Raw genomic sequence first — 13178 nt, forward strand, 5'->3', positions numbered from 1 at the left:
GATGAAAAACAAATACATCCCTACTGCGGCAGGGCTGTATCTCAACTACCTGATCCACGGCATGGGGGTGCTTTTAATCACCCTCAACATGGCCCATCTTCAGGAACAGTGGGGAACAGACGCCGCTGGCGTATCGATCGTTATCTCCTCATTAGGTATCGGTAAGCTGGCGACGATCGTGACCGGCTTTTTGTCGGATCGCTTTGGTCGTAAGCCCTTTATCTATCTTGGGATCCTCAGCTACCTGATCTTTTTCGTCGGCATTCTGCTGACCAAAAATATCTATCTGGCCTACGTGTTTGGCATCATGGCCGGTCTGGCGAACAGCTTCCTCGACTCCGGAACCTATCCGGCGCTGATGGAGTCGTTCCCGCACTCCGCCAGCCGCGCTAACGTACTCATCAAAGCCTTCGTTTCCGCAGGGCAGTTCCTGCTGCCATTCATTATCAGCCTGCTGATATGGGCGAATCTGTGGTTCGGCTGGTCGTTTGTGATCGCGGCGGCACTGTTTGTACTGAGTGCAATTTATCTGCTCAAGATGCCGTTCCCCGACAGCCAGGCGGCCAAAAAGGAAGAGACTCCAACGGCGCAGACAGAAGCTTCCGCTAAGCCGCAAGCCAACAAACTGGATATGGTTGTCTTTACCCTGTACGGCTATATCGGCATGGCAACCTTTTACCTGGTCAGTCAATGGCTGGCGCAATATGGTCAGTTCGTGGTCGGCATGCCTTATGCCTCGGCGATCAAGCTGCTGAGCATCTACACCGTCGGTTCGCTGGTCTGCGTCTTCGTGACCGCCGCCTTTGTCAAAGAGGTGTTCAGCTCAGCGGTGGCCATGATCATCTATACCTGTCTGTCGATGGTCTCGCTGCTGTTAGTGTGCCTGTTCCCGACACCGGTGATGGTGACCGGCTTCGCCTTCGTCATCGGCTTTGCCGCTGCCGGCGGGGTACTGCAGTTGGGAGCGACCATCATGGCGATGAGCTTTCCGAATGGCAAGGGCAAGGCGACGGGGATCTTCTACACCGCTGGCAGCATCGCGAGCTTCACGATCCCGCTTATCACCGCCAGGCTTTCGCAGATTAGCATTGCCAGCATTATGTGGTTTGATTTCCTGATCGCCGTCATTGGCTTTGTGATCGCCCTGTACATCGGCTATCGTCAACTTCAGGCGCGCGCGGCGCAAAGAATGTCCCGCACCACCGTCACCGCCTGAGGTTCAACGACAACAATAATGGATACCTACATGACAACTGCAGTAACCGTAAAGAACATCACCTTCAAGGAAGGCGAAACCTTAGTTTGCGTACCGCTGATCGGAAAAACGCTGGATGAGCTGCTGACTAATGCTCAGGGCCTGGTTGACGCCGGCGCTGATATTATCGAATGGCGCGTTGACCATTTTACCCACGTCCGGGAAATCCCCCAGGTGCTGGCCGCGCTGGCGGAAATCCGCCATACGCTGAAAGCTCTGCCGCTGCTGTTCACCTTCCGCAGTAAGAAAGAAGGCGGCGAAACGGAAATCAGTGACGAAGCGTACTTTGAACTTAACCGCCAGGCGGCGCTAAGCGGATTCGCCGATGTTATCGACATCGAGCTGTTTAACGATGAAGCGCAAATTCGCGCGCTGGTGAACGACGCCCATCAGGCCGGCGTAAAAGTGATCATGAGCAACCATGATTTCCATAAAACGCCGGCACAGGAAGATATTATCTATCGCCTGCGTCGAATGCAGGATCTGGGTGCCGATCTGCCGAAGATCGCGGTGATGCCGCAGTCGCCTCAGGACGTACTCACTCTGCTTTCCGCCACGCTGACCATGAAAGAGAAATATGCGACGCGCCCGCTGATCACCATGTCGATGGGCAAATCCGGCGGCGTGAGCCGGGTAACCGGTCGCTTGTTCGGTTCAGCGATGACCTTTGGCACCGTCGGCCAGGCCTCCGCGCCGGGCCAGATTGCCATTGCAAAGCTGCGTGAGCTGATGGACATACTGTCCTGATAACCATGCCGCCCGGAGCCAGTCTCCGGGCGCTTACTCAGTTGATTCTCTGGCTATCATTAATAATGACGTTTTTAAATGATTGAATCGCTGAGGAAAGTACCCTTTCCTTCATCGTTGCCAGGTAGATATAACGAGGGGGAATCTCATTTTTTATTTTCAGAATGTGCACGTTATAATTTGCCAGCGCGGAGATCCTCGGCATAATCGCAATGCCATAATCGATGCTAACTAACCCCGCCATCGCGGTATCTTCATCGACGTAGCAGGCGATATCCGGCACCAGTTTTTGCTGCATGAAGACATTATCAATAAAAGGCCGCAGACCGCTGTTTTCTGAGAAGTAGATATAGGGATAGTGAATCGTCTCAACCAAATCGACCTCATTTTCATACAATCGGGCAAGCGGGTGATCTTTCGCCGTCACCACCACCAGCTCCTGCTGAATGATGGGAATAAAATCGATGTCTGGTTCATCGGCAATATATGAGCAAATCGCCAGATCGGTTTTTCCTGCCTTTAATGCTTGTAATAACGAAAGTGAAGTGCCTTGCGTGAAGGAAAAAGTCACCTTGTGACTGGATGGTGAATTAGTGTATTTATTAATTAACTGCGGAACAACAAATTCACCCATCGTATAAATAAAGGCGATACGAATATTCTCTTTCTTTTCACTATCATTGTTTTGCAGCGTCAGGCGCCCATTCTCTAAAGAAGCGAGCGCATCTTCCACATAGGGTAAAAAACGTTTACCGCTTTGCGTAATTTTGACGTTGCGGCCTTTTCTGGCGAACAGCGCCACACCCAACTCCTTCTCCAGCTCAGATATGGCGTGGCTTAACGAGGGTTGAGTGATGAACAGGCTGGATGCCGCCTCGGTGTAATGTTCCGTCTCGCTCAATCGCTTAAAATAATAAAGTTGCTTCAGGTTCATTATTTTTGTCCGTATAATATAAGAATAAAACCACTGCGCCTAATATACCATGCGGCAGGTGGATAATACGCTACAACGAGCCAATATCAGATTCCCATCAAATATTATTTGATATTTTCTTTTGTGCGTAACAAGGCGTTGCCATTCATAGACACAGTCTATGAATCATTAGAGTATTTCTGCATGCATTAATACATGCAAAAATATTTTAAACTTTAAAGGAAATCTATATGTGTATACCTGACTCTCAGGGTAGCCTGGCGTCATCGCCCGGCGCGCTAAAAAGAAGCAGAACGCGTATTTTTATTTTATCGCTCTTATCGCTGGGTACGATGATTAATTATCTCGATCGTACCATTCTTGGAATCGTTGCTCCAAAATTAACCACTGAAATCCATATCGACCCGGCGATGATGGGCATTGTTTTTTCCGCTTTTGCCTGGACTTATGCGCTGGCGCAAATTCCTGGCGGCATGTTTTTAGACCGTTTCGGTAATAAATTGACCTACGCCCTGTCCATCTTCTTTTGGTCGCTGTTTACCCTGCTGCAAAGCTTCTCGCTGGGGCTGAAATCATTGCTCCTTCTGCGTCTGGGGCTAGGCGTCAGCGAGGCACCCTGCTTTCCGGCCAATAGCCGCATCGTCAGCAAATGGTTCCCCCAGCATGAACGGGCCAGAGCCACCGCTACCTATACAGTAGGCGAATATATTGGGTTAGCCGCCTTCTCGCCATTGTTATTTTTAATCCTGGAACATCATGGCTGGCGCACCTTATTTTTTCTAACCGGCGGGCTAGGAATTTTATTCACTTTCGTATGGTGGCGTTTTTATCATGAGCCGCATGAATCGAAAACGGCAAATAAAGCAGAACTGGATTATATTGGCGCCGACCAGGTTGCCAATAAGAGTGAAAACATTCCATTTAACTGGCGTGATGCCAAACGATTACTCTGCTGTCGGCAAATTATCGGCGCCAGTCTGGGGCAGTTTGCTGGTAACACTACGCTGGTCTTTTTCCTTACCTGGTTCCCTACTTATCTGGCCAACGAACGCCACTTGCCGTGGCTTCACGTGGGCTTTTTCGCCACCTGGCCATTCCTGGCCGCCGCGGTTGGCATCATCTTCGGCGGCTGGCTTTCCGATAGGCTACTTAAGCGTACGGGCTCAGCCAATATAAGCCGAAAACTTCCAATAATTTCTGGATTATTGCTTTCCAGTTGCATTATCGCCGCCAATTGGGTGAGCGCGAATTCGACGGTAATTATTATTATGTCGATCGCTTTCTTTGGTCAGGGAATGGTTGGTCTGGGCTGGACGTTAATATCTGATATTGCCCCAGATAATATGGCTGGGTTGACCGGCGGTATATTTAATTTCTGCGCCAACCTGGCATCAATTATCGCGCCACTCATCATTGGCGTGATTATATCAGCCACCGGTAACTTCTTTTACGCCCTCATTTACGTTGGAGTGACCGCCCTGATCGGGGTAATTGCCTACATCTTTATCATCGGCGACATCAAGCGAATCGTACTGAAGTAACGCTCTCTCCGCGCCGGGCCAGCATGGCCGGCGCGGGAGATTGACTTAAATATCTTTCACCCGGCTGGTCAAAAACAGCGTCAGCAGCGAAATCGCCGCGATTGTCCAGTAGACGCTGGCGTGACCATAGCTTTGCGACAGCGCCCCCTGAATCACCCCGGCCAGAATAACCCCGGTGGAGATACTGTTGGTAAACAGCGTGGTCGCCGCCCCGGCGCGCCCCGGCATCAGGTCCTGGAACCACAACATGCCGATCCCCGCGATGATACCAATAAAGATGGCGTTGAATAGCTGCAGCGCCAGCAGCGCCGTGCGGCCATGGAACATAATCAGCCCCACATAGAACAACACGCCGGCGGCGACTGCCGCCACCATCATTTTGCGTTTACCCCAACGCTTAACGTAGTAGCCGGCCAGGATCATCGCCGGAATTTCAAGACCGGCGGCCGTGCCCATCAGTATCCCCGCCAGGCTATCCGGCAGGCCAAGATCGCTACTGATCCACAACGGCATATCGATGATATACATGGTGTTGCAGGTCCACATCAGCGTTGAGGCGATAAATAGCATGCGGACGTTTTTATCGCGCCAGCCGCCTTCCAGTTCCGGCAGGCTGCTGCCTTCCCGCAGTTGCGTCACTCGCGCCACCGAAGGCAGCTTAAAGGCAATCAGCGCCAGGCTGATGACAAAAATCCCGGCGGCGATGGAAAACATGGTCGTAAAGCCATAATTTAACGCCAGCATAAAAGCCAGCGGCGGGCCAATGACCCACGCCAGCGACAGCTGGGCGCGCATCACCGAGCTGAACATCACCACTTCGCGAGCAGAGCTATCGGCGTATTCGCGGGCAAGAGCAAACAGTTGCGGCATTGCCGCATTGGCGACCGACGCCAGCATCACGCCACAGGTGATAAGCGTCAGATAATGGCGGTTGAAAGCGAACAGCAGCGCGTTACCCACCGCCATCAGGCAGCAGAACATAATTAACCGCCGACGATCGCCGCGGCTATCGGATCGTTTGGCCAGCGCCAGGCTCACCAGGATACCGGCAATCGCATTCACCGTATAAAACAGGCCGACCCAGAACGGCTGCGCGCCGACTTCACGACTAAGAAATAGACTGAGCGTCGGCGCCTGCAGCGCCCCGGCCACGCCCATCATAAAAGCCACCAGCATAAAGGCGGCGTAGACGCCGTTTAACCGTCGCCCCATCGTCATCAACCACAGCATGAAATATCCTTAACACACGCGAAGTAAACGAAAAAAGCCAGCAGAAGCAATCTGCTGGCGGGTGATTCTATACTCTGTGGATTTCGAGTTGCAGCCAATGCGCTTGCAGCCTGAAAGACGGCGAGTATAACACCAATACTCAGTCACACATGATGTCGGCAAGTCAACGATCGGAGGTCGGCGACGTAACTCCCCACTGCATCAATTCCTCCAGCATTTTCTGCTGCCTTCCTGCTAACTGGCGGGCCAGCCAGGACGCGCCCTGCGTCGCAGAAAAGTACCGTTGATAGAACTGCTTAGTGGTTGACCTCGTCATATTCATCTCCTTACTTCATCGAGGTTCATTATTGGCTTAATATAGGAACTCATAAATTGCTGAGTTTTCGTCAGGAGTTCCTCTTTTATGCCTTCCAGCCGTCTGCAACAACAGTTCATCCGCCTGTGGCAATGCTGCGATGGCAGGTCGCAGCAGACCACCCTCAACGAACTGGCGGAAATGCTCAGCTGTTCGCGCCGCCATATGCGCACCTTGCTCAATCTGATGGAAGCGCGCGGCTGGCTGGCGTGGGAATCTGAAGCCGGGCGTGGCAAGCGCTCCAGGTTGACCTTCCTTTATACCGGTCTGGCGCTACAGCAGCAGCGCGCCGAAGATCTGCTGGAGCAGGATCGCATCGATCAGCTGGTACAACTGGTAGGTGATAAAACGGCGGTCAGGCAAATGTTGATCTCCCATCTGGGACGCAGCTTCCGCCAGGGGCGCCACATCCTGCGCGTGCTCTACTATCGGCCGATGAAAAATCTGCTGCCCGGCAGCGCGTTGCGCCGTTCGGAGACCCATATCGCGCGGCAAATTTTTAGCGCTTTGACGCGGGTAAATGAGGAAAATGGGGAACTGGAGGCCGATATTGCCCACCACTGGCAACAAATTTTGCCTAATCACTGGCGCTTTTTCCTGCGTCCCGGCATTCATTTCCATCATGGCCGCGAGCTGGAGATGGCCGACGTTATCTCTTCGCTACAGCGCAGCAGCGAACTGCCGCTATTTTCCCATATTGAGCGCATCGTCTCGCCGACCGCCTGGACGCTGGATATTCACCTCAGCCAGCCGGACCGCTGGCTGCCCTGGCTGTTAGGGCAGGTCCCGGCAATGGTGCTGCCGCAGGAATGGCGCACGATGGATAATTTTTCCAGTATGCCCATCGGTACCGGACCTTACGCGGTCGCGCGCAATAATCAAAATCAGTTGAAAATCCATGCCTTCGAAGAATACTTCGGCTACCGGGCGCTAATCGATGAGGTTAACGTCTGGGTGCTACCGGAAATTAGCGAAGAACCCAACGGCGGTTTAACCCTGCAGGGGAATACCGAAAGCGAAAAAGCCGTAGAGAGCCGCCTGGAAGAGGGGTGCTATTACCTGCTCTTTGATAGCCGCAGCCCGCTGGGCGGTAATGATGACGTGCGCCGCTGGTTAAGTTATCTGTTCCAGCCCGCCAACCTGCTGTATCACGCCGGTGAACACTATCAAGGCAACTGGTTTCCGGCCTACGGTCTGCTGCCGCGCTGGCACCACGCCCGCAGCCATGCCTGTGAAAAACCAGCCGGCCTCGAGTCAGTCACCCTCACCTACTACCGCGATCATGTGGAACATCGGGTCATTGGCGGGATCATGCGGGCGCTGCTGGCGGAACATCAGGTAAAGCTGAACATTCAGGAGCTGGAGTACGATGACTGGCATCGCGGCGAAACGGTGAGCGATATCTGGCTCAACAGCGTCAATTTCACGTTGCCGATCGATTTTTCCCTGTTCGCCTATTTATATGAAGTGCCGCTGATGCATCACTGCATTCCCATCGACTGGGAGGCAGACGCCAACCGCTGGCGCGCAGGGGAGTTCAACCCGGCGACCTGGAGCCAGCAACTGCTGGAGAAGCAGCATATTGTCCCGCTGATCCACCACTGGCTGATGATTCAGGGCCAGCGCAGTATGCGCGGCGTGCGCATGAACACCCTCGGCTGGTTTGACTTTAAATCGGCCTGGTTCGCCCCGCCGGAGCCCTGAATGCTTTGCGTCAACTAACAAAATCATTACACTATCGCCGTTCTCAACGGGGTGCTAATAAACATACGCAATATCATTCAAGTTGCATCAAGGCAGCAAGCGGGTGAATCCCCTGGAGCATAGATAACTATGTGACTGGGGTGAACGCGCGAAGCTAACGCAGATGCGGCTTGAAGGATGAAGCGTATGGGCTGAGAAAATACCCGTCGAACCTGATCCGGATAACGCCGGCGAAGGGATTTGAGGCCTACTCAAAATCCTTTGCCTCCCCATATACTGAGGTGCAAAGTGTTGAAAAAACTGCTTCCCCTGCTGGCGCTGGTCGCCGCCCCGGTCTTTGCTAAACCGATCCTGACCGTTTACACCTACGATTCGTTCTCCGCCGATTGGGGTCCTGGCCCGGCGGTGAAAAAGGCCTTCGAGGCCGACTGCGGCTGCGAGCTGAAATACGTCGCCCTCGAAGATGGCGTATCGCTGCTTAACCGGTTGCGAATGGAAGGCAAAAACAGCAAAGCTGATGTCGTGCTCGGCCTTGATAACAATCTGCTGGCAGCCGCGGCGCAGAGCAAACTGTTTGCCAAAAGCGGCGTTCCGGGCAGCGCGGTCACCGTACCTGGCGGCTGGGATAACGACACCTTCGTGCCTTACGACTACGGCTACTTCGCCTTCGTGTATGACAAAAACAAGCTGAAAAACCCGCCGAAAAGCCTGAAAGAGCTGGTCGAGAGCCCGCAGAAATGGCGCGTGATTTATGAAGACCCGCGCACCAGTACGCCGGGGCTCGGCCTGCTGCTGTGGATGCAAAAGGTGTATGGCGATAAGGCGCCGGAAGCCTGGCAGAAGCTGGCGGCCAAAACCGTCACCGTCACCAAGGGCTGGAGCGAAGCCTACGGCCTGTTCCTGAAAGGCGAAAGCGACCTGGTGTTGAGCTATACCACCTCGCCGGCTTATCACCTCATCGAAGAGAAAAAAGATAATTATGCGGCGGCGGACTTTACCGAAGGCCACTATCTGCAGGTTGAAGTCGCCGCGCGTACCGCCGCCAGCAAGCAGCCGGAACTGGCGGAGAAGTTCCTGAAATTTATGGTCTCGCCTGGCTTCCAGAACGCGATCCCCACCGGCAACTGGATGTACCCGGTAACTCAGGTCGCGCTGCCGGCCGACTTCAATAAGCTAACCAAACCGCAAACCACGCTGCAGTTCACCCCGCAGCAGGTCGCCGCTGAACGTCAAAACTGGATCGGTTCATGGCAACGCGCCGTCAGCCGCTAAGTTTCGGCTGGCTGATCCCCGGCGCCGCGGCGGCCTGCTTACTGGTCATCGTGGCGCTGGCGGCGTTTCTGGCGCTGTGGCTGGAAGCGCCGCAGGCCCCCTGGCAGACGATCCTCAGCGATAGCTATCTCTGGCACGTCGTTCGTTTCTCTTTCTGGCAGGCTTTTTTGTCGGCGCTATTTTCGGTGGTGCCGGCGATATTCCTTGCCCGCGCCCTGTATCGCCGCCGCTTTCCGGGGCGCACGCTGCTGCTGCGCCTGTGCGCGATGACGTTGATCCTGCCGGTTCTGGTGGCGGTGTTCGGCATCCTCAGCGTCTATGGCCGCCAGGGGTGGCTCGCCGCGCTGTTTCACGCCCTCGGCTGGCAATGGGATTTCTCACCATACGGCTTACAGGGCATCCTGTTGGCCCATGTGTTTTTTAATATGCCGATGGCGACCCGCCTGCTGCTGCAGGCGCTGGAAAACATTCCCGGCGAACAGCGGCAGATCGCCGCACAGCTCGGCATGCGCGGTTTCGTCTTCTTCCGCCTTGTGGAATGGCCGTGGCTGCGTCGGCAGATCCTGCCGGTGGCTACGCTGATTTTTATGTTGTGCTTCGCAAGCTTCGCCACCGTGCTGTCACTTGGCGGCGGGCCGCGGGCCACCACCATTGAGCTGGCTATCTATCAGGCGCTAAGCTTTGATTACGACCCGGCGCGGGCGGCGCTGTTAGCGATTATTCAAATGGTCTGCTGTCTTGGGCTGGTGCTGCTGAGCCAGCGCCTGAGCAAAGCCGTGGCGATCGGCGCCAACCAACTGCAGGGCTGGCGCGACCCCGATGACCGTCTGCATAGCCGCCTGTGCGATTGCGCGCTGATCGCGCTTGCTCTATTGTTGTTGCTGCCGCCGCTGTTAGCGGTAATCGTCGATGGCCTCAACGTCAATCTGCCGAAGGTGCTCGGCCAAGCCGCGCTATGGCAGGCGCTGTGGACATCGCTGCGTATCGCCCTCGCCGCCGGTCTGCTTAGCGTTATCCTGACCATGATGCTGCTATGGAGCAGCCGCGAACTGCGGGCCCGCAATCTGCCGCTGGCCGGGCAGACGCTGGAGCTCAGCGGCATGCTCATCCTCGCCATGCCGGGGATTGTGCTGGCAACCGGATTTTTCCTGCTGCTCAATAACAGCGTCGGCCTGCCGGAATCCGCCGACGGCATCGTCATCTTTACCAACGCGCTGATGGCAATCCCCTATGCCCTGAAGGTGCTGGAAAACCCGATGCGCGATATTGCCGCCCGCTACGGCGCTTTGTGTCAGTCGTTGGGGCTACAAGGTTTTAACCGGCTGCGGGTAGTGGAGCTACGGGCGCTGAAACGGCCGCTGGCGCAGGCTTTGGCTTTCGCCTGCGTGCTGTCTATCGGCGACTTCGGCGTGGTGGCGCTGTTCGGCAATGAATCCTTCCGCACGCTGCCTTTCTATTTGTATCAACAAATAGGCTCCTACCGCAGCCAGGACGGCGCGGTCACCGCGCTCCTGCTACTGTTGCTGTGCTTTATCCTTTTTACTTTGATCGAGAAACTACCGGGACGCGATGCTAAAACTCAATGATGTCACCTGGCTGTATCAGCATTTGCCGATGCGCTTTACGCTCAGCGTCGAGCGCGGAGAACGCATCGCCGTGCTCGGTCCCAGCGGCGCCGGCAAAAGCACGCTGCTGAATCTGATCGCCGGTTTTCTGCCGCCGGCCAGCGGCAGCCTGCTGATCGACGGCGAGAAGCATAACGCCACGCCGCCGGCGCAGCGTCCGGTTTCCATGCTGTTTCAGGAGAACAACCTGTTTAACCATCTCACCGTCCGGCAGAATATTGGCCTCGGCATCCACCCCGGCCTGAAGCTGAACCGCGAGCAGCACGCGCAGGTCACGGCGATAGCCGGGCAGATGGGAATGGATACGCTGCTGGATCGTCTACCGGGCGAGCTTTCCGGCGGTCAGCGGCAGCGAGCGGCGCTGGCCCGCTGTCTGATACGCCAACAGCCGGTGCTGCTGCTTGATGAACCCTTCTCGGCGCTCGATCCGGCGCTGCGTCAGGAGATGCTGACGCTGGTCGCCGATGTCTGTCAGCGGCAACAGTTGACGCTGTTGATGGTATCGCACAGCGTGGAGGATGCGGCGCGCATTGCGCCTCGTTCCATCGTAGTGGCCGAAGGGCGCATTGCCTGGGACGGCGCCACTGACGATCTGTTAAGCGGCAACAGCAGCGCCTCGGCGCTGTTGGGAATTAGCGCGAAATGACCTTATGCAGGATCTCAAGGTAGACCGGCATCAGGGGATGGCGGAAAACAAATGTTAGCGCCGCTACCGCCAGCGCCGCCATCAACGGCGCCAGCCACAGCAGGCGTCCGCGCGGTAACCAACGGGTCAGGCGATCGCCGGAGGTTTTCGCGCTCCGCCACAGCCGCCAGCACAGCCAGCCCGCCAGCCACGCCAGCAGCGCCGCGCCCAGCAGCAGCCATTTGAAGCTGGCGCTGTTTTCATCGGCAGGAATATCAATCGCCGCCCCCGCCAGAATACCGGGGAGGAAATAGAGCGGTGGCCAGAGCAGGCAGCCAATAATATTCGGCAGCACGAACTTCGCCACCGGCAGGTCGAGCATCCCGGCGACCATTGGCACCAATGGCCGCGTCGGCCCGACAAAGCGGCCAATCAGAATCGTCACCATGCTGTGCTGGTGCAGCGCGTGTTCGGTTTTCTCCAGCAGCGCGCGATTTTTTTTCATAAACGACCAGCGGTGTAACGGCTTTTTAAAGCGCCAGCCGAGCCAGAATGAGATCCAGTCTCCCAACAGGCAGCCGACAATCCCCGCCAGCCACGCCTGCCAGAAGTTAACTTCGCCGCTGCCGATGAGCGCCCCCAGGCCAGCCATCATGACCGTGCCGGGTAAAATAAGCCCCACCAGCGCCAGCGACTCAAGAAATGCCACCAGCATCACGGCTATCAATGAGTAGACCGTGGATTGGGTGATAAAGTGTTCCAGCAATGCCTGCATAATGTACCCGGTTAAAAAACGAAGCCCGGATTCTCCGGAGCCGTCACGTCGCCGTCAAGCCACCAATTGTCTTAATAGTTTACTGGCTGTGACATTTAAGCGGGTCATCATTTCACTTTCTTTACTTTTTATTCACATCCTGCGCGGAATTCACTGGGGCTGGCGCCGGTGCATTTTTTAAAGACCCGCGAAAAATAGAGCTGATCTTCGAAGCCAACGTTGCGGCCAACGCTGGCAATCGGCATCCGGGTAGTACTCAACAGCAGTTTGGCCTGGCTAATTCGCTGATCTTCCCGCCAGCCAAGTACGCTTATCCCCAACTGCTGGCGAAACAGGTGCGACAGACGCGAAGGCGACAGACAGACGTGCTGGGCGACGCTGGCGATATCGAAATGGCTGTCCGCCAGATGGTCACTGATGTACTGGCAGGCATCGCGAACCCGGTTATCCAGCGGCGGATGCAGCGATTCGTTAATCGCCTCCATGCGCCGCAGCAGCAACTGTTCCAGCAGGTTAATCGCCAACAGTTCGGAATAACGTCCCGCCCCCTGACCGGCATCGACAATCTGCCCGAACAGCTCGCCAAACCGCGCCTGCCACTGTTCATCCGGGCGGAAGAAACCGGTCTGAGCGAAGATCGTCGGCCAGTTAAGCCATTCGTGCCAGTAGGCGCGTGGGCGGAAATAGACCCACTGGTGATACCACTCGCTGGCGTCGGGATGGCGGCCATAGTGGTGAATCTCACCCGGCGGAAACAGCAGCATATCGCCGGGGCGACAAACGAACTGTTCGCCGTGGTTGTTAATCACCCCCTCGCCGCGGATCGTCAGGTTGAGAATATAGCCTTTCATGCCCAGCGGGCGGTCGATAAAGAAATCGAGATAACCCTGCGCCTCAATCGGCGTCAGGCCGGTGACCAGATGAGCGTTAAAGGAATAGCCCGGAAGCAGCGGATCGTTTTGCGTTTCGGCCATAAGCGTCGTTCTCCACGAGGTATTTTTGACACCAATTGTCCATATTCATCATTTTATCGCCATCCGCGCAGTTGCGACTGCGATACCGGTGGGAATTTAGACAAAAACCCGCACGGTGAGCGAAAAAAGCGCTACCAGCAC

General features: G+C 55.6%; 12 protein-coding genes. 7 read left to right on the forward strand and 5 right to left on the reverse strand.

The window, feature by feature from the left end; genetic code table 11:
• The first annotated feature begins 1 nt into the window (after position 1).
• Both PGR09_RS20825 and aroD read left to right on the forward strand, forming a co-directional pair.
• Positions 2–1216 (forward strand): MFS transporter, encoded by a 1215-nt coding sequence (locus PGR09_RS20825; RefSeq protein ID WP_047042703.1) that lies wholly within the window; start codon positions 2–4, stop codon positions 1214–1216.
• Positions 1217–1246: 30 nt separating this feature from the next.
• On the forward strand, positions 1247–2002 hold the full coding sequence (gene aroD / locus PGR09_RS20830) for a type I 3-dehydroquinate dehydratase (RefSeq protein ID WP_047042706.1): 756 nt from the start codon (positions 1247–1249) through the stop codon (positions 2000–2002).
• Positions 2003–2039: 37 nt separating this feature from the next.
• Here aroD and PGR09_RS20835 read toward each other — a convergent pair whose 3' ends face one another.
• Positions 2040–2936, reverse strand: coding sequence for a LysR family transcriptional regulator (locus tag PGR09_RS20835; protein WP_045389984.1), 897 nt, complete (start codon positions 2934–2936; stop codon positions 2040–2042).
• 230 nt (positions 2937–3166) lie between these two features.
• Between PGR09_RS20835 and PGR09_RS20840 the strand changes: the two genes are divergently transcribed.
• Positions 3167–4477 (forward strand): MFS transporter, encoded by a 1311-nt coding sequence (locus PGR09_RS20840; RefSeq protein ID WP_047042710.1) that lies wholly within the window; start codon positions 3167–3169, stop codon positions 4475–4477.
• Positions 4478–4522: 45 nt separating this feature from the next.
• Here PGR09_RS20840 and PGR09_RS20845 read toward each other — a convergent pair whose 3' ends face one another.
• Positions 4523–5707 (reverse strand): sugar efflux transporter, encoded by a 1185-nt coding sequence (locus PGR09_RS20845; protein ID WP_047042711.1) that lies wholly within the window; start codon positions 5705–5707, stop codon positions 4523–4525.
• A 163-nt stretch (positions 5708–5870) separates the two neighbouring features.
• Positions 5871–6023: a glucose uptake inhibitor SgrT gene (gene sgrT, locus PGR09_RS20850; RefSeq protein ID WP_015704385.1), complete on the reverse strand. Its 153-nt coding sequence runs from the start codon at positions 6021–6023 to the stop codon at positions 5871–5873.
• A gap of 87 nt (positions 6024–6110) precedes the next feature.
• On the opposite strand from sgrT, the gene sgrR reads away from it, so the two are divergent.
• From sgrR to thiQ, 4 genes are all read left to right on the forward strand, one after another.
• Positions 6111–7766 (forward strand): HTH-type transcriptional regulator SgrR, encoded by a 1656-nt coding sequence (gene sgrR, locus PGR09_RS20855; RefSeq protein ID WP_289576187.1) that lies wholly within the window; start codon positions 6111–6113, stop codon positions 7764–7766.
• A gap of 288 nt (positions 7767–8054) precedes the next feature.
• On the forward strand, positions 8055–9038 hold the full coding sequence (gene thiB, locus PGR09_RS20860; RefSeq protein WP_045389973.1) for a thiamine ABC transporter substrate binding subunit: 984 nt from the start codon (positions 8055–8057) through the stop codon (positions 9036–9038).
• Positions 9014–10624 carry a thiamine/thiamine pyrophosphate ABC transporter permease ThiP gene (gene thiP, locus PGR09_RS20865; RefSeq protein ID WP_047042718.1) on the forward strand — a complete coding sequence of 537 codons (1611 nt, stop codon included), beginning with the start codon at positions 9014–9016 and terminating at the stop codon, positions 10622–10624. The genes thiB and thiP overlap by 25 nt, the downstream gene beginning before the upstream one ends.
• Positions 10608–11309: a thiamine ABC transporter ATP-binding protein ThiQ gene (thiQ, locus tag PGR09_RS20870; RefSeq protein WP_047078145.1), complete on the forward strand. Its 702-nt coding sequence runs from the start codon at positions 10608–10610 to the stop codon at positions 11307–11309. Before thiP ends, thiQ begins: the two co-directional genes overlap by 17 nt.
• Here the strand turns inward: thiQ and PGR09_RS20875 are convergent.
• Together PGR09_RS20875 and araC are read right to left on the reverse strand one after the other, a co-directional pair.
• A complete protein-coding gene (locus PGR09_RS20875) occupies positions 11296–12063 on the reverse strand; it encodes a DedA family protein (RefSeq protein WP_047042724.1) in 768 nt (255 codons plus the stop codon). The genes thiQ and PGR09_RS20875 overlap by 14 nt on opposite strands.
• A gap of 128 nt (positions 12064–12191) precedes the next feature.
• Complete coding sequence (araC, locus tag PGR09_RS20880; protein ID WP_045389966.1) at positions 12192–13037, reverse strand: arabinose operon transcriptional regulator AraC; 846 nt, start codon at positions 13035–13037, stop codon at positions 12192–12194.
• Positions 13038–13178: the final 141 nt, after the last annotated feature.

Origin of the sequence: Klebsiella sp. 141251, assembly GCF_050600725.1 — a bacterium.
Lineage (GTDB): Bacteria > Pseudomonadota > Gammaproteobacteria > Enterobacterales > Enterobacteriaceae > Klebsiella > Klebsiella aerogenes.

Coding starts and splice junctions, on each gene's coding strand:
- thiQ (WP_047078145.1), top strand. CDS start 10,608: ATGCTAAAACTCAATGATGTCACCTGGCTGTATCAGCATTTGCCGATG.
- PGR09_RS20875 (WP_047042724.1), bottom strand. CDS start 12,063: ATGCAGGCATTGCTGGAACACTTTATCACCCAATCCACGGTCTACTCA.
- PGR09_RS20840 (WP_047042710.1), top strand. CDS start 3,167: ATGTGTATACCTGACTCTCAGGGTAGCCTGGCGTCATCGCCCGGCGCG.
- PGR09_RS20825 (WP_047042703.1), top strand. CDS start 2: ATGAAAAACAAATACATCCCTACTGCGGCAGGGCTGTATCTCAACTAC.
- thiP (WP_047042718.1), top strand. CDS start 9,014: ATGGCAACGCGCCGTCAGCCGCTAAGTTTCGGCTGGCTGATCCCCGGC.
- sgrR (WP_289576187.1), top strand. CDS start 6,111: ATGCCTTCCAGCCGTCTGCAACAACAGTTCATCCGCCTGTGGCAATGC.
- aroD (WP_047042706.1), top strand. CDS start 1,247: ATGACAACTGCAGTAACCGTAAAGAACATCACCTTCAAGGAAGGCGAA.
- PGR09_RS20835 (WP_045389984.1), bottom strand. CDS start 2,936: ATGAACCTGAAGCAACTTTATTATTTTAAGCGATTGAGCGAGACGGAA.
- sgrT (WP_015704385.1), bottom strand. CDS start 6,023: ATGACGAGGTCAACCACTAAGCAGTTCTATCAACGGTACTTTTCTGCG.
- PGR09_RS20845 (WP_047042711.1), bottom strand. CDS start 5,707: ATGCTGTGGTTGATGACGATGGGGCGACGGTTAAACGGCGTCTACGCC.
- araC (WP_045389966.1), bottom strand. CDS start 13,037: ATGGCCGAAACGCAAAACGATCCGCTGCTTCCGGGCTATTCCTTTAAC.